The organism is Rummeliibacillus sp. BSL5, assembly GCF_052928305.1.
The window spans coordinates 2,065,797-2,086,610 of record NZ_JAVGCV010000001.1 but is presented as its reverse complement, the minus strand read 5'-3'; the positions used below and the strand labels follow the sequence as shown (position 1 = coordinate 2,086,610).

At 38.3% G+C, this 20,814-nt stretch carries 18 protein-coding genes, 15 tRNA genes, 1 rRNA gene, 2 other RNA genes and 1 pseudogene; 28 read left to right on the top strand and 9 right to left on the bottom strand.

All coding sequences use genetic code 11. The features are described from left to right. Positions 1-22: 22 nt before the first annotated feature. From rrf to RCJ93_RS10330, 16 genes are all read left to right on the top strand, one after another. Positions 23-138: ribosomal RNA gene (rrf, locus tag RCJ93_RS10405) — 5S ribosomal RNA — on the top strand. Positions 139-146: 8 nt separating this feature from the next. Beyond that, a tRNA-Val gene (locus RCJ93_RS10400) sits at positions 147-222 on the top strand. Positions 223-232: 10 nt separating this feature from the next. Further along, positions 233-305, top strand: a tRNA-Lys gene (locus RCJ93_RS10395). Between the two features lie 13 nt (positions 306-318). Continuing rightward, a tRNA-Leu gene (locus tag RCJ93_RS10390) sits at positions 319-400 on the top strand. Positions 401-412: 12 nt separating this feature from the next. Further along, a tRNA-Gly gene (locus RCJ93_RS10385) sits at positions 413-487 on the top strand. Between the two features lie 36 nt (positions 488-523). Next, positions 524-600: transfer RNA gene (locus RCJ93_RS10380), tRNA-Arg, on the top strand. 4 nt (positions 601-604) lie between these two features. Beyond that, positions 605-681: transfer RNA gene (locus RCJ93_RS10375), tRNA-Pro, on the top strand. 19 nt (positions 682-700) lie between these two features. Continuing rightward, positions 701-776, top strand: a tRNA-Ala gene (locus RCJ93_RS10370). A gap of 17 nt (positions 777-793) precedes the next feature. Beyond that, positions 794-886, top strand: a tRNA-Ser gene (locus RCJ93_RS10365). 41 nt (positions 887-927) lie between these two features. Further along, positions 928-1,004 (top strand) — tRNA-Asp (locus RCJ93_RS10360). 27 nt (positions 1,005-1,031) lie between these two features. Beyond that, a tRNA-Phe gene (locus RCJ93_RS10355) sits at positions 1,032-1,107 on the top strand. A 9-nt stretch (positions 1,108-1,116) separates the two neighbouring features. Then, positions 1,117-1,189: transfer RNA gene (locus tag RCJ93_RS10350), tRNA-Thr, on the top strand. A gap of 6 nt (positions 1,190-1,195) precedes the next feature. Further along, positions 1,196-1,279, top strand: a tRNA-Tyr gene (locus tag RCJ93_RS10345). A gap of 5 nt (positions 1,280-1,284) precedes the next feature. After that, positions 1,285-1,361 (top strand) — tRNA-Ile (locus tag RCJ93_RS10340). A 14-nt stretch (positions 1,362-1,375) separates the two neighbouring features. Further along, a tRNA-Asn gene (locus RCJ93_RS10335) sits at positions 1,376-1,452 on the top strand. Between the two features lie 5 nt (positions 1,453-1,457). Further along, positions 1,458-1,529 (top strand) — tRNA-Glu (locus tag RCJ93_RS10330). Positions 1,530-1,653: 124 nt separating this feature from the next. Here the strand turns inward: RCJ93_RS10330 and RCJ93_RS10325 are convergent. The 4 genes from RCJ93_RS10325 to RCJ93_RS10310 form a co-directional block, all read right to left on the bottom strand. After that, complete coding sequence (locus RCJ93_RS10325; protein WP_223823491.1) at positions 1,654-2,421, bottom strand: methyl-accepting chemotaxis protein; 768 nt, start codon at positions 2,419-2,421, stop codon at positions 1,654-1,656. Positions 2,422-2,655: 234 nt separating this feature from the next. Beyond that, a non-coding RNA gene (gene ssrS / locus RCJ93_RS10320) (6S RNA) lies at positions 2,656-2,835 on the bottom strand. A 59-nt stretch (positions 2,836-2,894) separates the two neighbouring features. Further along, positions 2,895-3,087, bottom strand: a non-coding RNA gene (gene ssrS / locus RCJ93_RS10315) — 6S RNA. A 127-nt stretch (positions 3,088-3,214) separates the two neighbouring features. Then, positions 3,215-3,853, bottom strand: a complete 639-nt coding sequence (locus RCJ93_RS10310; protein ID WP_190323343.1) for a YfbR-like 5'-deoxynucleotidase — start codon at positions 3,851-3,853, stop codon at positions 3,215-3,217. A 342-nt stretch (positions 3,854-4,195) separates the two neighbouring features. Here RCJ93_RS10310 and RCJ93_RS10305 point away from each other — a divergent pair, with 342 nt between their 5' ends. The 9 genes from RCJ93_RS10305 (at position 4,196) to RCJ93_RS10265 (ending at position 13,023) form a co-directional block, all read left to right on the top strand. Further along, positions 4,196-4,633, top strand: coding sequence for a hypothetical protein (locus RCJ93_RS10305; RefSeq protein WP_446738934.1), 438 nt, complete (start codon positions 4,196-4,198; stop codon positions 4,631-4,633). A gap of 85 nt (positions 4,634-4,718) precedes the next feature. After that, entirely contained in the window at positions 4,719-5,201 is a 483-nt protein-coding gene (locus RCJ93_RS10300; protein WP_446738933.1) for a hypothetical protein, read from the top strand. A gap of 98 nt (positions 5,202-5,299) precedes the next feature. Next, entirely contained in the window at positions 5,300-6,421 is a 1,122-nt protein-coding gene (locus RCJ93_RS10295) for a histidine kinase (protein WP_446738932.1), read from the top strand. A 196-nt stretch (positions 6,422-6,617) separates the two neighbouring features. Continuing rightward, on the top strand, positions 6,618-7,106 hold the full coding sequence (locus tag RCJ93_RS10290) for a PaaI family thioesterase (protein ID WP_150283346.1): 489 nt from the start codon (positions 6,618-6,620) through the stop codon (positions 7,104-7,106). A 38-nt stretch (positions 7,107-7,144) separates the two neighbouring features. Then, entirely contained in the window at positions 7,145-7,513 is a 369-nt protein-coding gene (locus RCJ93_RS10285) for a helix-turn-helix domain-containing protein (RefSeq protein WP_066791447.1), read from the top strand. A gap of 563 nt (positions 7,514-8,076) precedes the next feature. Continuing rightward, entirely contained in the window at positions 8,077-8,847 is a 771-nt protein-coding gene (locus RCJ93_RS10280) for a 3D domain-containing protein (protein WP_150283347.1), read from the top strand. A 154-nt stretch (positions 8,848-9,001) separates the two neighbouring features. Continuing rightward, complete coding sequence (gene mprF / locus RCJ93_RS10275; RefSeq protein WP_446738931.1) at positions 9,002-11,536, top strand: bifunctional lysylphosphatidylglycerol flippase/synthetase MprF; 2,535 nt, start codon at positions 9,002-9,004, stop codon at positions 11,534-11,536. A 117-nt stretch (positions 11,537-11,653) separates the two neighbouring features. Then, the gene (locus RCJ93_RS10270; RefSeq protein WP_255475973.1) at positions 11,654-11,788 is read left to right on the top strand and encodes a hypothetical protein; all 135 of its coding nucleotides are present in this window, start codon (positions 11,654-11,656) and stop codon (positions 11,786-11,788) included. Between the two features lie 125 nt (positions 11,789-11,913). Next, the gene (locus RCJ93_RS10265) at positions 11,914-13,023 is read left to right on the top strand and encodes an amidohydrolase (protein ID WP_446738930.1); all 1,110 of its coding nucleotides are present in this window, start codon (positions 11,914-11,916) and stop codon (positions 13,021-13,023) included. 41 nt (positions 13,024-13,064) lie between these two features. Here RCJ93_RS10265 and RCJ93_RS10260 read toward each other — a convergent pair whose 3' ends face one another. Next, complete coding sequence (locus tag RCJ93_RS10260; RefSeq protein WP_446738929.1) at positions 13,065-14,309, bottom strand: hypothetical protein; 1,245 nt, start codon at positions 14,307-14,309, stop codon at positions 13,065-13,067. A 92-nt stretch (positions 14,310-14,401) separates the two neighbouring features. Here RCJ93_RS10260 and RCJ93_RS10255 point away from each other — a divergent pair. Together RCJ93_RS10255 and RCJ93_RS10250 are read left to right on the top strand one after the other, a co-directional pair. Beyond that, positions 14,402-15,531 (top strand): annotated as a pseudogene (locus RCJ93_RS10255) (mandelate racemase/muconate lactonizing enzyme family protein). Continuing rightward, the gene (locus tag RCJ93_RS10250; RefSeq protein WP_446738928.1) at positions 15,524-16,204 is read left to right on the top strand and encodes a GNAT family N-acetyltransferase; all 681 of its coding nucleotides are present in this window, start codon (positions 15,524-15,526) and stop codon (positions 16,202-16,204) included. Before RCJ93_RS10255 ends, RCJ93_RS10250 begins: the two are co-directional and overlap by 8 nt. 42 nt (positions 16,205-16,246) lie before the next feature. Here the strand turns inward: RCJ93_RS10250 and RCJ93_RS10245 are convergent, their stop codons facing one another. From RCJ93_RS10245 to pepT, 4 genes are all read right to left on the bottom strand, one after another. Next, complete coding sequence (locus RCJ93_RS10245; RefSeq protein WP_066791465.1) at positions 16,247-16,456, bottom strand: hypothetical protein; 210 nt, start codon at positions 16,454-16,456, stop codon at positions 16,247-16,249. Positions 16,457-16,503: 47 nt separating this feature from the next. Continuing rightward, the gene (locus tag RCJ93_RS10240; RefSeq protein ID WP_244946675.1) at positions 16,504-17,754 is read right to left on the bottom strand and encodes an Nramp family divalent metal transporter; all 1,251 of its coding nucleotides are present in this window, start codon (positions 17,752-17,754) and stop codon (positions 16,504-16,506) included. A gap of 305 nt (positions 17,755-18,059) precedes the next feature. Next, entirely contained in the window at positions 18,060-19,055 is a 996-nt protein-coding gene (locus RCJ93_RS10235) for a DMT family transporter (protein WP_446738927.1), read from the bottom strand. 18 nt (positions 19,056-19,073) lie between these two features. Next, the gene (gene pepT / locus RCJ93_RS10230) at positions 19,074-20,300 is read right to left on the bottom strand and encodes a peptidase T (RefSeq protein WP_446738926.1); all 1,227 of its coding nucleotides are present in this window, start codon (positions 20,298-20,300) and stop codon (positions 19,074-19,076) included. Between the two features lie 185 nt (positions 20,301-20,485). On the opposite strand from pepT, the gene RCJ93_RS10225 reads away from it, so the two are divergent. Then, a complete protein-coding gene (locus RCJ93_RS10225; protein ID WP_150283355.1) occupies positions 20,486-20,776 on the top strand; it encodes a hypothetical protein in 291 nt (96 codons plus the stop codon). Positions 20,777-20,814: the final 38 nt, after the last annotated feature.

Here is a 20,814-nt window from a genome sequence, read left to right as displayed (position 1 = left end):
GATGTGTATTGGAAGCCGTAAGTCTAGTAATGATGGCAAAGAGGTCACACCCGTTCCCATGCCGAACACGGAAGTTAAGCTCTTTAGCGCCGATGGTAGTTGGGGGCTTCCCCCTGTGAGAGTAGGAAGTTGCTAGGCTTAAATATGGAGGATTAGCTCAGCTGGGAGAGCATCTGCCTTACAAGCAGAGGGTCGGCGGTTCGATCCCGTCATCCTCCACCATTTTTTAAATGAGTCATTAGCTCAGTTGGTAGAGCATCTGACTTTTAATCAGAGGGTCGTAGGTTCGAATCCTACATGACTCATCATTTAAATTACGCGGGTGTGGCGGAATTGGCAGACGCACTAGACTTAGGATCTAGCGCCGCAAGGCGTGGGGGTTCGACTCCCTTCACCCGCATTAGTTTTTTGCGCGGAAGTAGTTCAGTGGTAGAACATCACCTTGCCAAGGTGGGGGTCGCGGGTTCGAACCCCGTCTTCCGCTCCACTTATAAAATTATTGAAACTTTTTTATTATAGATTTGCGCCCATAGCTCAACTGGATAGAGCGTCTGACTACGGATCAGAAGGTTGTGGATTCGACTTCTGCTGGGCGCACCATTTCCGGGAAGTAGCTCAGCTTGGTAGAGCACTTGGTTTGGGACCAAGGGGTCGCAGGTTCGAATCCTGTCTTCCCGACCATTTATGCTATATATATATTGGGGCCTTAGCTCAGCTGGGAGAGCGCCTGCCTTGCACGCAGGAGGTCAGCGGTTCGATCCCGCTAGGCTCCACCAATTTTCAATATAATATCGGAGGAATACCCAAGTCTGGCTGAAGGGATCGGTCTTGAAAACCGACAGGCGGGTCAAACCGCGCGGGGGTTCGAATCCCTCTTCCTCCTCCATTTTTAATTTTCACTGATACATAGAAAATAAAAAATTATATGGTCCGGTAGTTCAGCTGGTTAGAATGCCTGCCTGTCACGCAGGAGGTCGCGGGTTCGAGTCCCGTCCGGACCGCCACTTTTTAAATGAATAATTATTTGTTATGGGTCGGTAGCTCAGTTGGTAGAGCATTAGATTGAAGCTCTAAGTGTCGGCAGTTCGATTCTGTCCCGACCCACCATAACAATACGCCGGTGTAGCTCAGTTGGTAGAGCAACTGACTTGTAATCAGTAGGTCGAGGGTTCGACTCCTTTCGCCGGCATTTTTTGGAGGGGTAGCGAAGAGGCTAAACGCGGCGGACTGTAAATCCGCTCCTTCGGGTTCGGCAGTTCGAATCTGCCCCCCTCCACCATATATGGGCCTATAGCTCAGCTGGTTAGAGCGCACGCCTGATAAGCGTGAGGTCGATGGTTCGAGTCCATTTAGGCCCACCATTACATTATATGATTCCGAAGTAGCTCAGTTGGTAGCAGCATCTGACTGTTAATCAGAGGGTCGCAGGTTCGAGTCCTGCCTTCGGAGCCATAGAAGGCCCCTTGGTCAAGCGGTTAAGACACCGCCCTTTCACGGCGGTAACACGGGTTCGAATCCCGTAGGGGTCATAATAAAAAAACTCTTGGAAAATTTCCAAGAGTTTTTATTTTGCGCTTTTTAAGCATAAGGTATTCGTTAATCCTAGGCGGACTTTATAAACGTGTTATCATGTCTCTATAGTGGAGCGCTCATTTACTTGTTTAATGCTTCCAATTCTATTAAAACTTTTTTAAATTGGAGCTCTGCATCTAGAATGATATGTTGCAAATCTTTTGTGATATTGTTTACCTGTGTTGTTTCAATTCTAATATGATCCACATTCATATTAACTTGATTTATAAATTCTGCTACATTATTCGCTAGCTTACGTACCTCTTCTGCAACAATACTAAAACCCTTTCCTTGGTCTCCTGCACGTGCAGCTTCAATGGCCGCATTTAATGCCAATATGTTTGTTTTGGTGGCTATGCTTCTCATTAATTGAGATACTTCACTTATTAATTGGGTCTGTTTAGTTAGTGATTGCAAAGCATCCATCTTGGATTCAGTGTTTTCCGTAACAGCTTTTACTAAGTTAGTTGGAATCTCTTTTAATTGGCGGGTGGTAGAGATAGTTTTATTTTCCCGTTCTGTAATATCAGTTGCAATCTTTAAGATACCTTCTATTTCACCTGCCTTGTTTAAGACAGGAATATAGGTAGCTTCAAGCCATACAGTTTTTCCATATTTATTAATACGTTCAATTTTTTCTTGGAATCGAACACCTTGCTTTAAACTTTCCCATAATGCAATGTATTCTTTGCTGCTTGAAAATTCATGTGTACAAAATTGTTCGTGTTTCATGTTTAACATTTCATTAGCTGTATAATTCAGTGTGTTTGCAAAGTTTTCATTTGCCCAGATGACTTCCCGATTCAGGTTAAATTCCACCATTGCTAAATTTTTTTCAAGCGCTAACAATACAAATTGCTCATTTAATATTTGAGAGCTGCCTGTTATAAGGTTAGTTTTAATGTTCTTTTTCCTCTCATTATATGTATTTCCTTTTTCCTATTTTAAAAAGAATTAAGTGTAATTATACCATTAGACTAATTCCTTTGATATATATTTCTTTGTAGAAAAAGGTAATAATAATTAAAGAACCAATAAAAAAGCATCCCTTATAAAAGGGATGCTGGAAATTCAATAGGTAAGCCACTTTTGCCGTAATTTTAAATATCGAAAGTTTTAAACCACCACTCCTCAAAGTGGGTGTTCGCAGAGCATTTCATGTTCGTCCGCATCAAGGTGGATGCGGTATACCAGTCCGTACTCAATTAAAACTCCCTATTACAGCTTAAAGGTTAAAACTTCATATTATTACGTACAATGTAGCTTGTATTGATATATTACTACTAATTAAATTTGAATTCAAGAAAGAAAGCTTGAGTAATTAATAAGCCGCCTTTGCCGTAATTTTAAATATCGAAAGTTTTAAACCACCACTCCTCAAAGTGGGTGTTCGCAGAGCATTTCATGTTCGTCCGCATCAAGGTGGATGCGGCATACCAGTCCGTACTCAATTAAAACTCCCTATTACAGCTTAAAGGTTAAAACTTCATATTATTACGTACAACGCAGCTTGTATTCATATAATACTCCCCTTGAAGGGAATCTGCAAGAGAGAACAACTATGAAATTTTTGGGAAAATAAATCTTATTTTTTCTCCATTGTATACAAGAAAATAAAAAAGCATATGCCTATGATTCAGGCCTAAGCTTCAGAAAGAACGTGTTGGGTAAGCGTAGTAATATCGATCGGCGTCTTCTCAGAAACTACGTCTGCCAAAATGACATTTTTAAAGTATTTTACACATGTAGGAAGAGGAATTTTCAGTAACTTTGTTAATGCTTCCTCATACATGCTGACAAATTCCTTATCGGTATTGCCTCTTTTTAACTCAGAGAATGCTTCATAGAAGAGATCAAGCTTATCCGCAAATTCTAGCAATAGTCCTTCAAGCGTCGAATCTTTTCCTTCTTTCATGCGATCAAAGAATATTTCTTGGAATTCCTCAGGGATTTCGTGAATGATGAATTTTTCCATCATTTTTTCTTCTACATGTGAAATCATCTGTTTTAATTCTGGTGATGCGTGTTTGACAGGGGTCTTAATATCACCAATGAAGACTTCCGCAAAGTCATGGTTAATCGTTTTTTCATAAAGAGACTTCCAATCAACTGTAGCCCCCTCCATTTCCTCTAGGGTACCGAAAAACATGGCGTATTGGGATACTTTCCAGGAATGTGCTGCCACGTTATGCTCTTCAAACTTAAAACGTCCTGGACACCGAATAATTCTTTCTAAATCCGTTAAACTTGTAAAAAATCTATGAATGCCTATATTAATCACTTCCTTGAAAATAGTATATGCCTTGCTGAAAAAATGTGAACATAAAAATGGTATTAGGGTTTACTACAATCAGTGCAATAAAGCACATCAGAGAAAAAACTTTGTTTGACCTTATTATAGACGGAAAAATAAAAGTTATCCGGGTATTTACGGAAACGTAAACAGATCTTTATTTTGTATTTACATATTCGCTGTTATTCATATATTTCATTATGAATGAACTCATATTTATTCATTTGAAAACTATTACAATAAAGAAGTTTCACCTTTTTGTTGATTGCATGTCTAGTCAATTTCTATTAAGGTAAAAGTAATAAATAGATTGAAAAGGAAGCAGAAGATATGCTGTATTCAACTGGCGTTTTTATCCACGTATTAAGTGCAATATTATCAATCGGCCCATTCTTTGTCCTTTTACCTATGCTTAAGAAAATGAAGATTGCTCTAGTACATGAAGAAATGGCTACCTATGTAGCAACGTTCCAGATAGCCATTCGTGTCGTTAAGCATGCGGGCCATGTTTTAATCATATCAGGGATATACTTGCTCTGGCGTAGTGGTTATTCGATTGCAACGCCATTTATAGCCACTACAATTGGACTTTTGGTTGTATCGCTCTTTTTTCTAGCGAAAGCGTTCAAGCCGACAATGCGCACGTTTAATACACCAGAATATGACCAACAACAATTTGTTGGTAAGCTAAAAAGAGCTACATGGATCTACGTAATTCTATTAACCTTAATGCTATGGCTCATGGTGACAAAACCTGCTTTATGGTGATTCATCGATTGCTAGATGAATCAATAGAAGAATTACTAACAATCCTACTTCTATAATGTGAGATTAATGAAAATAGGTGAAACATATGAGATTAATGAGAATCGCTCTGATCCTTCTTGCTGTTATTCTGATCTTCTTCGGATGGACAGCATATAAAGAAAAAGGACAGAAGGAGCGCATCAATGAAATTATTAATAAACAGCAATATGTTAATGAAATAGAAGTAAAAGATCTTAACAAAGGTAAAATCATTTGGACCACAAAGTCTGAAGCAAACCAATTCAAAGAGCAATACCCTTTAAGCCATATTGAAAACCTCAAAAAAGAAGAACGAAATCAATTTGCTGAAAAACCGGATTATACTATTATTTATAAAGCAAAAGGCAAAGAACTATACAAAGTGGAGATCCTTCATCTTTTAGATAATAATAAAGTTAGCAAAGAAATGAATTCTTTTATATTCCATGCGAATGATGAAGAATATATTATTTATTGGGAAGAACAACAAAAAGTATTCGAGCAATCGTCTAATACCCAAAAATTGCTTGAACGTATTCAGAAAAAGTAAATGCTTAGTAGATGCATTATAAGGTAAATAATTGCCCAAGAAATAATCCATATGAGTAAATGTTATAATAGAAGGAATTTAAGACAAGGAGTGTTACTGTGACAAAGTGGTATAGTGTTTTCCCTAAAAATCCGATTCTTAGCGGATTGGCGTGGCTCTGCCTTTGTTTTATTCCATTCTATATGATTTTTGATACATCACAAAAGCTAGAAAGCTCTATTGCAATTGCTATTCTACTTTTATATCTTATCTGTTTTCGGTTTGCCTATACTGCGACGAATGGGCTTCTTTATTTGTGGATAGCTTTTGGCATGGCCATTAATGCGGTGATGACCGTTTTATTTGGATATATCTATTTTGCATTCTTCACGGCTTTTTCAATCGGCAAAATTCATCATACCGTTGGATTTTATATCATGTATGGTTTGCATATTGCATTGACGGTAGGCTCTGTTATTGGCGGCTTCTTTATAGAAACAGATGTATTCATTCAAGAACTTCCTCTTATTGTCGTTATCTTGTTTAGTGCAATAATGGGTCCCTTCTATCTATATAGCGAAAGTAAAAGCAAGAGGCTCCAAGGTGCGTTGCAGACGGCTAATGCTAGGATTTCTGAGTTGAGTATATATGAAGAGAGGCAACGGATTGCAAGAGACCTGCATGATACACTAGGACAAAAACTATCTATGATTGGTTTGAAAAGCGATTTGGCTGTACGTTTAGTGCAAAAGGATCCCAATGCGGCGATTCAAGAATTGAATGATATACGTCAAACATCCTCTATTGCATTGAAAGAGGTTCGTGAAATGGTCTCCAACATGAAAAATGTAAAATTGCAGGAGGAAATGCAACACGTCCAGCAAATCTTAAAAGCTGCGGATATTAGACTAAAAGTTGAAGGTAATCCTCAGTTTGATACTATACCAACGATGTTAAGCAATTCGTTGAGCATGTGTCTAAAGGAAGCAGTAAATAATATTGTGCGACATAGTCAAGCAACAGAATGCTCAGTCGCAATTAGTCAAACTTCAGATATGATTGAGCTGGTTGTAAAAGATAATGGAATTGGCATTAAGAAAGGTGTAAAGAGAAATACAAGTAATGGGTTAAACGGTTTAAAAGAACGTGTGGAGTTTGTGAATGGTGAGTTAGAGGTCAAAGATAATGATGGTACATTTATAAAAATCACTGTGCCTATTGTTAGGCCGCCAACAGAATAGCTCAAGTATCACATGAGATACTTGAGCTTTTTAACATACATATGACTGAAATGTGAGTGTTATTTATTCAACTAGTCAAAAACATTAAAAATTTTCTTTTTAAAGATAAAATTCATGAAAAAGAAAAGGATATATTGTTTTAATGTCGAATTGTAAATAGTAAGAAAATTAAAAAATATAAAGGGGTTGGGTGGAAATGAATCAAGAAAATCAAAGAGCGATACAAGATGATTACCCAGATGACTTTGCTTGGTGCTATGGATGCGGACGTAATAATAATGAAGGAATTCATGTAAAGACATATTGGGAGGGTGACCAAACGGTTTCTTCGGTTCTTCCAGATAAAAAGTATACAGCTTTACCAGGCTTCGTGTACGGTGGTTTTTTAGCTTCATTTGTGGACTGCCATGGCACTGGTTCGGCATCATTAGCGTTGCATCGAAAAAAAGGCCATCAACCGGGTGACGGTGTCGAAGCGCCTCGTTTTGTCACAGCTTCTTTGCATGTTGATTATTTAAAACCCACACCACAAGGTATTAGCCTAAAGGCAATTTCAGAAGTGGAAGAAATCCATCCGAAAAAGTTCAAGGTGAAAACCCAAATTCACGCAGGCGACCAACATGTGGCAAACGGAGAAGTAGTAGCAGTCGTAATGCCAGATACTTTTGTAAAAGATAAAGATTAATCTAAAAAGAAAACTTCATAATAGAGGGGAAGAGAAAAATGTTTAATCCACAAGACTTCGGAGAAAAATTAAAAGAATTGCGTATTCATAATGGGTACTCCATGCTGTCGTTAGGAAAAGCAATCGGCACATCTGCAAGCCGCATTAAAAGCTGGGAGATGGGCGAAAGTGTACCTTCCGCAAGCTGGATTGTGAAGCTGAGCAATATATTGCAAGTATCAGCAGATGAATTGTTGTTAAATATGCTTGAGGAGCATGCACCTAAAGCAGATAAGCCATTTCCTAAAAAGAGGAATGTTATTTTAAATGATTTGAATATATTGCTGCATGAACTAGATAAAAAAGATCTGTGGGAACTCTATACACTAGCTGAGTTAAAGGCTATGCAAAAAGAAGTAACACTATAACTTGATTAAATAGAGTATGATGCATTAGACATTTCATCATTAATTGCTCTATAGATAGATAGCTGACGAGTATTTTAAAAGAGCGGGAGTAAAGAAGGGGTGGTAGTTACCACTCCTTTTTCTTTTGTATTTTAAAAGAAAAAGGGTAGTTTATTGGATATTTATAGAAATTAATACTTCGCCTTAAATATAAAAGGATGTATTCTTCGACTTTCTTTGTAATATTTCAGCGTAAAATGCTTCGCTTTTCATCAATTTTGCCTCATTTTAACCCAATTTCAAATAAAATTTTATATTTTTTCTATGTTTTTATCTGTTCATTCATTTTTATAAGTTGAATTAACAGTATTTTAACCCTCTTTTTTCCATGATCTTTCATCCTATACATGCCAACTATTCGACGTATAATTTTAAAAAAATTAAATTGTTCATGTATAAATAGTCAGATTATTGGCAAAGAATGTAACACGATTGTTACAGCGCCAACATCTTTTAGCAATAGTTATGACATATGGGCGTGGTAAAGTTATTCGTGTTAGTACAAAGGAGGTCGTTTTTGAACGATGAAAAAATATTTAATTGCACTAGCAGGTGTATTCGCATTAGGAACTGCAGCTTTAACTACTCAAGCGTCAGCTGCTAGTTACAAAGTGGAAAAAGGAGATACACTTTGGAGCATCTCACAAGATGAAGAAGTATCCGTAAAGGATCTGAAAAAGTTGAACAATCTATCTTCTGATATTATTGTTCCAAAACAAAAATTAAATACTGGTAAGAATGAAGAAAAGTCATATAAAATAAAAAAAGGCGACACATTATATAAAATCGCAACTGAAAAAGGTGTTTCTGTTGGAGATTTAAAAGCAATTAATGGACTTGCCGGAGATACTATTTATGTGGGACAAACTCTTGCATTAACTGGAGACAAAGCAAAAGTAGAAGCTGCCTCTACACAACAAGTAGAACCAAAAGCAGCTAACCCTGTTGCAGCAGCTCCAGCAAAACCTGCTGCCCAACAACAACCAGCTACACAACCATCATCAGGTAAAACAATGACTGTGACAGCAACAGCATATACACCTAATTGTGCTGGTTGTTCTGGAGTGACTGCCACAGGCGTTAATGTAAAAGCAAATCCACATATGAAACTAATTGCAGTTGACCCAAGTGTCATTCCGCTTGGTTCAAAAGTGTGGGTTGAAGGATACGGTACAGCTATTGCAGCTGATACAGGTGGCGCAATTAAGGGACACAAAATTGACCTATTAATGCCAAACAATAGCCAAGCGAATAGCTGGGGCGTACGTACAGTAACAATAAAAGTATTGAATTAGTAATTCAAATTCAACAATAGGTAATTAAAGAAAACGTTCGTAATGCAACCCGCATTATGAGCGTTTTTTTTTTAGATGGTTTACAATAGGGTTATCAAAAAACGGATGGGTGTAGATCAAAATTAATAAGACTAAACTTCTCCAATGGGTTAAAGTGGTTTTGCCAATATTATTAATGGTTTTTGCCATTCATGAGATCGCTAAAATTATAGGGAATGTAGATCGCCATGAAATAGCTGTTCAAATAGAAAATTTAGATATTCGAACAGTTGCTTTTACTGCCTTGTTATCTCTAGTGCTCGTTTTTCCTATGTTCTTTTATGATTACTTTATTGTTAAAAAGCTAAAATTGAATAGATCGTTACGAAAATTAATGAAAGAGTCACTAATTATTAATTCATTTTCGAATTTAATAGGATTTGGTGGGTTAGTCGGCGTTTTACTGCGTACGCACTATTTCAAGAAGAAAGAAGTAGACAACACCTCTTTCTTTAAAACGATTGCCTCGGTCACGCTCTTTTATTTGGCGGGCCTTTCCCTGTTTACTTGGATATTGCCTTTATTCTACTGGGATTTTCCTCTTTTCAAAGAGCATAAAATCGTCGTTTTTGCAGCAGGTTTAATTGGTTTATATTTACCTTTTCTCATTATTAAAGCTATCATACAGTTACTTTCAAAGAAGACAACCAAAAAGCACGTACTATCTGACGTATTACTGGTTTGCGTTTCAACCTTAGAGTGGCTCGGTGCTTTTACTTTTATTGTCGTGCTTATTCATCTTTTAAAAATACCAATCAGTATTGAATCTGTTATTCCTATCTTTGTTGTTGCGTCATGTGCCGGCATTGTCAGTATGATTCCTGGTGGGCTAGGTTCATTTGATTTGGTTTTTATATGGGGTGCCCAAGCTCTTCAAATACCGGAAGAATCGATTCTAATCCTATTGCTCTTTTATCGAGTAGGCTATTATGTGATTCCTTTTTTGGCAGGGCTGTTACTCTTTGTACGAGAGCTGTGGGGAAAGTTCAATGTGAGCTTTAATGCCATTCCAAGGTTTTTCCTTGAAAAAACCAGCCATATACTTGCAACAGCGTTTGTATTCCTAGCTGGCCTTATTTTGCTGGTATCTTCTGTAGCGCCGAGAGCTATAGAAAGCATTCGCTATGCAAAGGAGCTAATGTCTTTTCCAATAGTCAATATTTCTCACCAATTGGCGGTGGCGACAGGCTTTGTGCTGCTGGCATTATCAAACGGTATCTCTTATAAAGACAAAAATTCATATCGCATGACAGTGTTTGTATTGCTATTCGCTTCAGCACTTTTTATTGTGAAAGGTATCCAGTATAAGCAGGCCTTATTTATGTTGTTTGTAGCTGGGCTTTTGTTTTTATCACGGGGCCGCTTCTATCGAGAGAGCTACATTGTGACGTGGGGTAGAAGCATATTAAATACTTTCATTATTTTGGCTATTTTACTGCTTTATATTGTTATTGGATTATTCGCATATCCAACGATAAAATATTCAATGCCGCAAAAGCTACAACCCTTTTTTATCACAGATTCTAGCGATTTATGGAAAAGTGCTTTTATGGGTTTGATTGTTGTACTTATTGTAGTAGTCTGCGAAGTGTCACTGCGCAAATTAACGCAGTTTAAAAAAATATCTTCGCGCGAATATGAAGAAGAAATCTTTATCCATTTGAATAAATATGGAGGAAAAGAGTTATCGCATCTCATTTTCTTGCATGATAAGTATGTCTATTGGAATTCGAAAAAGACGGTTCTCTTTCCTTATCAGGTAGTCGCAAATAAACTAGTTGTGCTGGGCGATTTAGTTGGAGAGAAAGCAGATTTCAGAGAAGCGATTGAAGAATTTATCACGTTTGCTGACCGGTATGGTTATACGCCCATTTTCTATGAAGTAAGTGATTCATTCGTTCCTTACTTGCATGGTTTTGGCTATCTTTTCTTTAAGTTCGGGGATGAAGGGTATATTGATTTAAAAATGCCATTACCCGACTCAAATGGGTTGCGGAAGATAGAAGACACCTTTAAGAAGAAGGGCTGCCATTTTGAAATATGGCCTCCACCTCATTCAGAGGACGAACTGAAGCAGCTTCGCCAGATATCAGATGAATGGTTAAATAATCGTAAAGAAAAAGGCTTTTCGCTAGGCTATTTCAATGAATCGTATCTCCAATATACGCCGATTGCTGTTGTAAAAAGAAATCAACATGAAATTGTAGCATTCGCAAATTTAATTCCGCTTTATGACCAAGAGCAGACAGTTACAATCGACTTAATACGTTTTAAAAAAGACTTTTTGCCTGAGCATATTTTAGATTACTTATTTTTAAATATCTTTCTGGCAAGTGAACAACAAGAATTTAAGCGTATAAATGTGGGGATGACACCTCTTTCGCATGTAGGAATTTCACGATTTGCTGGTATAAGTGAAAAAATCGCAACGCGCATTGTTGTTGAAGGAGAGGGCTATTATAGTTCTCCTGCCATCCAGCGCATTAAAGAGACCTATATTAACGAGTGGGAAACTAAGTATGTCGCCTATCGCAAAAAGACATCATTACCTTTTACTATTCTGCAAATCATGATGTTGATAGGTGATAATAACTTTTCAAATATGAGAATGCAAGTAACCGAAGTGAAGCAATCAAGAAAGAGAACATAGCATTTTGCGCTATGTTCTCTTTTTTATCATTTTCTTATTTTAAATACTTGATAATAAATTGTATCTATTGTAAGATATAAAAAATCAGAAAATTCAACTAAAATAAGGAGTGTACAGATGAATCCATCTAGATTTGAAACGTATTTATTAGACGAAGAAAAGGAAGAGACAATGGAAAGTACTACAAACGAAGAAATGATTCCTCTTGAAGAACTAACACAGTTTCCTGCAGGTTTTTTCAGCGAATTATAATCAACACACCATGCCTACGCAGCCAAATCTATGGCTGTTTTTTATTTGTAATCTAATCCGAAAAGGATAATGACTTTGAAAACATTGGCTAATGCAGTATGATGAAAAAACGAGGTGATGGATAAATGGCAATTGATGAACAAATTTTAGAATGGTTTCATTACTTTCATAAACATCCAGAGGTGAGTTGGAAGGAACATGGAACTACCCAAAAAATTAGTAGTATTTTAGATGAATTACATATCCCTTACCGAGAATTTAAGGATATTCCTGGGCTTGTAGCTGAGATAGGCGAAGGAGACGAAGTAGTGGCAGTGCGTGCAGATATTGATGCACTGTGGCAAGAGGTAGATGGTGAATGGAGAGCAAACCACTCTTGCGGCCATGATGCCAATATCTCAATGGTGCTCGGTGCATTGTTGCATCTAAAAGATGCCCCGTTACAGCACAAAGTACGTTTTATCTTCCAGCCTGCTGAAGAGCAGGGGAACGGAGCGGTTGCTGCTTATGAACATGGAGCAGTTGACAATGTATCACATCTCTTCGGCGTACATTTGCGCCCAATCGAAGAATTAGTATTAGGTATGGCATCACCTGCAATTCACCATGGATCTGCAATCTTTTTAGAAGGCGAAATAAGAGGTGTTGATGCACATGGTGCTCGCCCACATCAAGGAAATAATGCAATTGATGTAATTATGGCAATTCATCAAATGGCAAAAAATATTTACATATCGCCATTTGAACCTCATTCTGTAAAGCTGACGAAAATGATAGCAGATGGCGGAAGTATAAATATCATTCCTGGTTCAGCAAGTTTTTCAATGGATATTCGAGCACAAAAGAATACGGTGCTGGAGGAAATCCAAAAAAAATTAGAGCATGGATTGGCTAGCTTAGCTAAGCAATTCAACATTTCGTTGAATTGGAAATGGATTGATTTCACGCCAGGCGCAGAAGTGTCTAACGAAGCTGCAGATATGGCGGAAGCAGCAATTGTCGAAGCGTTGGGCACAGAACACTTGGCACCACATGTCATTACACCTGGCAGTGATGATTTCCACTTTTATACGATTAAAAAACCAGAATTAAAGGCAACCATGATTGGTATTGGTGCTGACCTTGCACCAGGTTTACACCATCCGCACATGTCGTTTAATCATAAAGCTCTATTCGACGGGGCGAAGGTACTCGCAACTGTTTTAGAGAAAAAACCTCAGAGCATTAACTTATAAAAAAGACCGGTTTGACATTGCGCCAAACCGGTCTTATCTTATTAGGAATACGTAGAAAAATTAAGTTCATAAACAGCACGCGGTCTCCCTTGCTGATATAGCATTTCTTCACCCACTATGACAGCATAGCCATTGTCCACTAGCTTTTTTAAAATCCTTTCTGTTGTTCTTCGAGTGACCTGCAAGTAATCCGTTAAATCCTGTGCTGTAAATTGAAGGGACTTCCTAGATGTACTGAAGGCCATGATTTTTGAAATGTTTTGCGGACTTAGCTTTGTTTCTTTCGCCATTTGTAGCACATAAGGATCCTTTGTCTTGAGTGATAGCTTTATCATTTCAGGATGGGGATATTGAATAAGTTCCTTCTCCTCATTCATGATTAGTATGGTATTATACTCTGCAAACTGTAGTGCTTGACTAGCATTTTGCTTTGCTTCACGTATAGATGTCCCATAGCCAAAGGTAAGCTTTGCTGAAGTTGAGCTTGAATGGAGTGCCTGTTCAAGTAAGCTGTACTGAAGAGCATTGTAAAGATGGCCATACGTTGTAAATACTTCGAAATGATAGTCATCAATCTTTTGGTATGTAGCATGAATAGTAGATGTGACTTGCTGTAAGAGCAATTGATTTTCCTTTTCTTGCTCTTTGAATGTCATAATGCCCACTACAGCTTTTGCTGATTCAGATTTCAGCATTTTGGAAAGTGACTTGGTTTGTTTCAAGTGTTGGATGATTGTACTGTTTGGATCCTGCATACGGATGGCTGGTATACCTGCTGAAACTAGATCATCATATATTTGATGTATACTTGTAATAATGAATTTTGCTTTTCCTTTATGCCATAATTGTTGATGTGCTTCCTTGATTTGTTCAAATGATGATTCCAGCTCAATTTCCTGTATAAAAGGCGGTTCGCCAGAATATTGAATATCATTTAACACATGGCGGACATCTTCTGTATTCATGACATCAATAGAAATATCAGAAATGGGTACCCTATAGTTAGACAGAACAGAGAGAAGAGATGTTGAAATAGCTGCTTCATCCTGTTTTAAATACGTCCAGGGAATAGGCCAGTCATGCAGCAATGGTTTAGCATATAAGTAGGGAAGAGTGCCTGATAACAATAAGGCATCACAAGGTTTAACTTGTTTCATTAGATTGGGTGTTTCATTTGGCGCCTGATAGATGTAAAATTCTAATTGGATATTAGATACTTCTTGAGCAATTGATTCTAACCTTTCACGAAAGGCAGAGGAACAAATCACAGCAATTTTAATGGGCATTGTACAGGTTCCTTTCTTTTTGCCTATTTAGCGACAGTTTAACGACAATATATCAAGGAGTCAAATAAATGTAAAGGGAAAGGGAGAAAAAAATGAAAATCACGAAGATAGATATTTATGCTATACATTTACCGTTAATCGAGCCGTTTGTTATCAGCTATGATACATACGATACAATGCCATCCATTATCACTAAAATCACAACTGATGAAGGGATTGTCGGTTACGGGGAAGCAGTGCCAGATGAGCATGTAACAGGTGAAACATGGGAAGGTGCCTATATGATGTTGAAACATCAATTAGCACCGGCTGTCATTGGCCAAGATCCGCTTTGCTTTGAAAAGATCCATGACATTATGGACAAGACGGTATATCTTGCACCTGCTGCTAAAGCAGCCATTGATATTGCATGCTTTGATATTGCAGGAAAAAACTGCAAGTGCCTGTTTATCAACTTATTGGTGGGCGCTATCATGAGAAGTTTCCTATCACTCACGTTTTGAGTATCGGCTCGCCTGAGAAAATGGCACAAGAAGCAGCAGAACGCGTAGAAATGGGATATCGTTCCTTCAAAATGAAGGTCGGTACGGAAGTGATGAAGGATGTAGAGCGCATTAAAGCGGTTCGCGAGCGAGTAGGCGATGCTATTGATATCCGTGTCGATGTCAACCAAGGCTGGCATAATGCGGCCACAACACTTAAAGGATTACGCGCACTTCGCAAGATGAATTTAGATTGGCTTGAACAACCCGTCGATGCAGATGATATAGATGCCATGGTCGAGGTAAAAGCAAAAAGCGATGTTGCCTTGATGATTGATGAAGGTTTGCATGGAATGAAAGAAATGCGTGAAATTATAGCTAAACGTGCAGCAGACAAAGTGAATATCAAGTTGATGAAATGTGGAGGCATCTATCCAGCTATGAAGCTTGCCCATATGGCAGAAATGGCGGGGATTGAGTGCCAAATTGGCTCCATGGTTGAATCTTCGGTCGGTTCTGCGGCAGGCTTCCATGTCGCTTTTTCGAAGAAAGTATTTAAAAGCGTGGAATTGACAGGACCGCTTAAGTTTTCAAAGGATATCGGTAACCTGCACTATGACGTGCCATTCATTTCCCTAAATGAAAAAAGCGGTTTAGGTGTAGATGTAGATGAAAGCATCATCAAAGAGCTCTGCCAATTTTCATGTAGTGTTGATGGAAAGGAAGAGGGCAATGAATAATATTGCAAAAGGAACGATTGGCGGGAATGTGTATCATGCAAGCATTTTAACTGCAGACCATTTGCCAGCAATCATGGTACTGCAAGAAGAAGTAATTGGAGCGTTAACAGATCGTGATTCTCTGCAACCACTAAGCGAAGTAGAGATTATCCACATTTTTAACGGAAATGGCCTCATGATCGGTATTTTTATTGCTGATGAATTAATCGCTTTTCGTGCTGTGCTTTTGCCGGAGGTTGATGAGGAACATTTAGGACTAGACTGTGGTATTCCACAAGAACAGCTTTCACGTGTGCTTTATCAGGAAATTTCTAATGTATCACCTCGTTATCGTGGATTAGGTCTACAAAAGAAAATGGGGTCTATTATTATGGATCAAATTGATTTAAGACTTTACGATTATGTATGTGCAACAGTCAAACCTCTCAATATCCCTAGCTTAAAAGATAAATTCTCGCAGGGATTCCATGTGGCTGGATTGAAGGAAAAGTACGGTGGCAAACTGCGCTACATTTTTTTAAAAAACCTAAAAGAAAATGTTCCCAGCTTTACTCAGGAACAGGAAACGGCGATGACAGATACTTTAGGACAACAGCGGTTAATTAACGCTGGATTTATTGGAACACATATGCTTCAAAGAGACGGTCAGTGGATTGTCGTTTATAGAAAGTAAAAAAAGCAAGCGGAGAAGTATTCTCTGCTTGCTCTTCTATTCTCAGGATGTCCAGGATCCATTGTATTTGTCATCAAGCTCTTCTTCTTTTAACTCAAGTGCTTGTGATTCTGCTGGAATAGGATCAACTGTCTGCATATCTTCATGCAAATCATAGATACTAATGTTCTCGGAATCCAGCATGTCTGGCCGATCTTTATAGGGAAGATCAACAAATATTTTTTTGTTTTCAGGTAACGAATCCTTTTTCATTGCTCACACCTACCTTTTGTAGGTTAGTGTGTGTGCGTTGCATATTATTATGCACCCATGAATGTTTCATAGAGTAGATAAAGGTTTAATAATACGACAATAGCTGCAACGATCCAACCGATAAAAGTAGTGATTTTATGATTTACAAGGCCACCCATTATTTTTTTATCACTAGTGAACTTAATGAGTGGTATTAGTGCGAATGCAATACCAAAGGACAAGATAACCTGGCTCCATACTAAAGCCTTGGTGGCGTTTGCGCCGAACCCAATAATTAATAATGGCGGCAACATCGTAATAAAGCGTCTTAGATAAATTGGTATATGCTTCTTAATAAAGCCTTGCATTACCACGTCTCCAGAGAGTGTACCGACGGAGGAGCTAGCGAGCCCTGCGATTAATAAACCTAAGCCAAATGATATGGCAGCTGTTGGTCCAAGCATGTCATGGAGCGAGTTGAAGGCCACATCCAAGTCTTCAACATTCATTCCTTTAGTATGGAATACGGCCGCTGCAATGATAAGCATGCTCATATTAATTGCCCCGGCAATAATCATAGCGATCACAATATCAATGAATTCAAATTTAAAGATCTTTCGTTTTTGTTCATCATCTTTTCCAACCACGCGATGCTGTGTTAGTGACGAATGCAAATAAATGGCATGCGGCATAACAGTTGCACCTAGTATGCCGGTAGCCAGAAGAATCGAATTAACACCGTCAAACTTAGGAATGAATCCTGCTGCTAACGCTCCTCCACTTGGATGGGCAAGGAATGTTTGAAAGGCAAATGCCAATACAACCATCATGACCATCGCTGAAACACCTGCTTCAAAAGCTCTTACGCCGCGTCGTTGTAATTCAAGGATAGCGAATGAACCTACAGCTGTAATAAGTGCAGCTGGCAACATAGGTATATCAAATAATAAATATAAGCCAAGCGCAGCCCCGATAAATTCTGCTAAGTCAGTAGCCATAATAACAAGCTCAGCTTGAATCCATAACAGTATAGAAGTAGATTTTTTAAATTTTTCCCGTGCGATTTCCGGCAAGTTTTTCCCTGTAGCAATTCCTAATTTAGCTGAGAGAGATTGAATTAAGACAGCCATTAGATTTGAAAAAGCAATGACCCATAAAAGAAGATAGCCATATTCAGATCCTGCGGTAATATTCGTAGCGAAGTTGCCTGGGTCAATATAGGCGACAGCCGCTATAAAAGCAGGCCCTAGAAAAGGCAAAATATTTTTGATGCCATGGGATTTGCCATTTAATACATCATCGGCGGTCGGGAAAGCCATTTTTGTTTTTCTATTTCTCATATTTTTCCCCTTCACTTAAAATTGTTATTGTAGAAATAAAGTTTCCCTAAGGCAAATTTTATAGTGTAAAGTGTACCCTACATTTAATGAAAAGTAAAGCCTGGATTCTTCTCTATTTTAGAAAGATTCCATTTAATGTGTGTAGGCATTTACCTGGATTCATAGAATTTTTTTGAATGGTCACTAAACAATATTCAATTGCCACTTGTGGATTATTATAAACATTGTCATGTTTACCAATAAAAAAGCCCAAAGGAATCATGTTTCCTTTGGGCTTGAGTCTATTACGCTCTTAATTTTGGTTTTTGCTCATGTTTAGCATTTGCGGCCTGTACTAGAATAGTCTCTTTTTTCTTTAATAGCATCGTATAGTAGCTATGCAGTGACATACCAATGATAATGGCGATTATCCCAAACAGCGCAAGCGGGGTGGGGAGCGGAATACCTAAGAGCAAAATTTCTCCAATGATGACGAATATAATCTCTGTTGATTGAGTAGCTTCGACAGCCGCTAGCTTGCCTTGGTCATGATGAACGCGGTCCGTCGCAATAAAAAATAGTACAGTCGCAATGACCCCTGAGCTGATGCCGACAATCAATGACTGAATCAACTGGCTCATAGATGGAAGGCCAACTGTAAATAACGCATAGACGGCCATCACAATCCAAGCGGGCATAGAAGCGATCGTCATTCCCAGCACACGTTGGAACGTATCTAGTCTTCCCTGGCAAAGATCCATCATCTTACGGTTGCCAAGTGGATAAGCAAATGCCGCAACGATAACCGGGAGTATGCTCAACAATAACTGTGATGTAGAGACATTTTGACTACTAGGTATTTGAATTAAAATAATGCCTATCACGATAATGCTTGAGATAAGAAGTGAAGTGACGGGGACCTTTTGACGTATGGGACGCCCGTCAATATAATTCACAAAGAATGGCGCAAGCAGGACCCCTGCTATGATTGTAAACTGCCATGTACCGGACACAAGCCACCCTGGCCCATATGCAGCGGCGAATGTAAGCGGAGCATAAAAAAGAACAAAGCCGACAAAGCTCCAACATAACCATGGTAAGGGCTTTGCTTTCATTTCTTTCGTAAGAACGGGCATGCCTTTGCGAGCAGACACGATGATCAAGAGAAAAGGGAGCATGAAGAAATAGCGCAAAGACGAACTCCACAGAAAACTCCCGCCTTCTAATTCCATCGAATGATTTAATATAAAGGTCACGGCAAAAAATAAAGAAGCCAAAATACCAAGTGCTATTTCTTTCATCTCTCCACCTCTTTTCAATTATGCTTTTTGTTCAAATAATTGGACAATCTCGATAATGACATTTGTTGCTTTGACCATAGTTTCTGCAGATACATATTCAAATTTACCGTGCATATTTTCTCCACCTGCAAAGATATTAGGTGTTGGAAGTCCCATGTATGATAACTGAGAACCATCAGTACCACCACGGACAGGGGAGATTAATGGCTTGATGTCCAAGTTTTTCATTGCTTTCTCTGCGATATCTACAATCTCTTTTACAGGCAAGATTTTTTCTGCCATATTGTAGTATTGATCATTCATTTCTACGGTAATAGCTTCTTCGCCGTATTCTGCTTGGATTTTCTTCTCCGCGTCTTTCATAGAAGCTTTCTTCGTTTCAAATGCTTCGCGGTCATGGTCTCGAATAATATATGAAAGAGTAGTATTTTCTACATCTCCATCAAATCGCATTAAATGAATAAAGCCTTCACGATCCTCTGTTTTTTCAGGAACAGCCTCTTTTGGCATCAATTCTTGGAATTTAATCGCCATAGTAATCGCGTTGACCATTTTATCTTTAGCTGAACCTGGGTGTACACTTGTACCGCGTGTTTTAACTTTGACGCCTGCTGCATTGAAGCTTTCATATTGAAGCTCGCCTAATGGGCCGCCATCCATTGTATAAGCGTAAGTTGCATTGAAGCGTTCTACGTCAAACTTATGCGGGCCACGGCCAATTTCCTCGTCAGGTGTAAAGCCGACACGGATCTTGCCATGTTTGATTTCGGGATGTTGAATGAGGTATTCCATAGCTGTCATGATTTCGACAATACCAGCTTTGTCATCAGCACCAAGTAATGTAGTGCCGTCTGTTGTAATTAATGTTTGGCCAACATAGTTTGATAGCTCAGGTGAATTTTTTGGTGAAAGGACAACCTTTTCATTTAATTGAATATCACCGCCATCATAGTTGTCATGACGTTGCGGATTCACATTCGTACCTGTATAATCTGTCGCTGTGTCCACATGTGCTAAAAATCCAATTGTGGGAATGTCTTTTTCTGTGTTGGCAGGCAATGTAGCAAACAAGTAGCCAAACTCATCCACTGATACTTCTTCCATACCGATTTCCTTTAATTCGCTTTCTAATACACGAAGTAAATCCCACTGTTTTTCAGTAGATGGTGTAGTTGTGCTTTCTTCGTTTGATTGTGTATCAATTTTGGCATAGCGAATCAATCGCTCAATAACTGTTTCTTTCATTGTGTGAATCCTCCTTAAATTTTAAGCATTGCTATAATTCTAACACTTTCTTTAGTTGTGCGAAATATTTTCAGAAAAGAGGAGAGAGAAAATAGTTGAAATAGTTAGCTATACTAACTTTATATAAGCTTAATAGAAGGTTACAATAATTAACAAATAGATTCATGAACATAAGGAGGTGTAAAGTGAAAGATAAGATTATTGCATTATATGGTATACCAGTTGGATTTTTATTATTAGGTTTTTTATTTCTCATAATAGGGGCTAATGGAGAAGGGTTGGCGAGTTTTTTTTCTAGGCCACCTGGTGCGATGGAATGGTCAATTTCTAATAATGCTATCAAAGCTTTTAAATTTGTTCCCACAGTTTTAGGGATTACTTTTTTGACTTTGTTTGTTAGCACCTTTTCAATTTCATTTTATACATGGCAAAAGAATGTGTTGAGGGATATCGATAATGAAACAGAAAAAGGATAGCAAACAGCTATCCCTTGCATTTTTAATTATCAAATTTC

Bases quoted from the DNA above. Each gene is read 5' to 3' on its own strand.
- RCJ93_RS10235 (WP_446738927.1), bottom strand. From the start codon at position 19,055: ATGAAAGAAATAGCACTTGGTATTTTGGCTTCTTTATTTTTTGCCGTG.
- RCJ93_RS10305 (WP_446738934.1), top strand. From the start codon at position 4,196: ATGCTGTATTCAACTGGCGTTTTTATCCACGTATTAAGTGCAATATTA.
- RCJ93_RS10260 (WP_446738929.1), bottom strand. From the start codon at position 14,309: ATGCCCATTAAAATTGCTGTGATTTGTTCCTCTGCCTTTCGTGAAAGG.
- pepT (WP_446738926.1), bottom strand. From the start codon at position 20,300: ATGAAAGAAACAGTTATTGAGCGATTGATTCGCTATGCCAAAATTGAT.
- RCJ93_RS10280 (WP_150283347.1), top strand. From the start codon at position 8,077: ATGAAAAAATATTTAATTGCACTAGCAGGTGTATTCGCATTAGGAACT.
- RCJ93_RS10265 (WP_446738930.1), top strand. From the start codon at position 11,914: ATGGCAATTGATGAACAAATTTTAGAATGGTTTCATTACTTTCATAAA.
- RCJ93_RS10270 (WP_255475973.1), top strand. From the start codon at position 11,654: ATGAATCCATCTAGATTTGAAACGTATTTATTAGACGAAGAAAAGGAA.
- RCJ93_RS10285 (WP_066791447.1), top strand. From the start codon at position 7,145: ATGTTTAATCCACAAGACTTCGGAGAAAAATTAAAAGAATTGCGTATT.
- RCJ93_RS10245 (WP_066791465.1), bottom strand. From the start codon at position 16,456: ATGAAAAAGGATTCGTTACCTGAAAACAAAAAAATATTTGTTGATCTT.
- RCJ93_RS10240 (WP_244946675.1), bottom strand. From the start codon at position 17,754: ATGGCTTTCCCGACCGCCGATGATGTATTAAATGGCAAATCCCATGGC.
- RCJ93_RS10300 (WP_446738933.1), top strand. From the start codon at position 4,719: ATGAGATTAATGAGAATCGCTCTGATCCTTCTTGCTGTTATTCTGATC.
- RCJ93_RS10290 (WP_150283346.1), top strand. From the start codon at position 6,618: ATGAATCAAGAAAATCAAAGAGCGATACAAGATGATTACCCAGATGAC.
- RCJ93_RS10250 (WP_446738928.1), top strand. From the start codon at position 15,524: ATGAATAATATTGCAAAAGGAACGATTGGCGGGAATGTGTATCATGCA.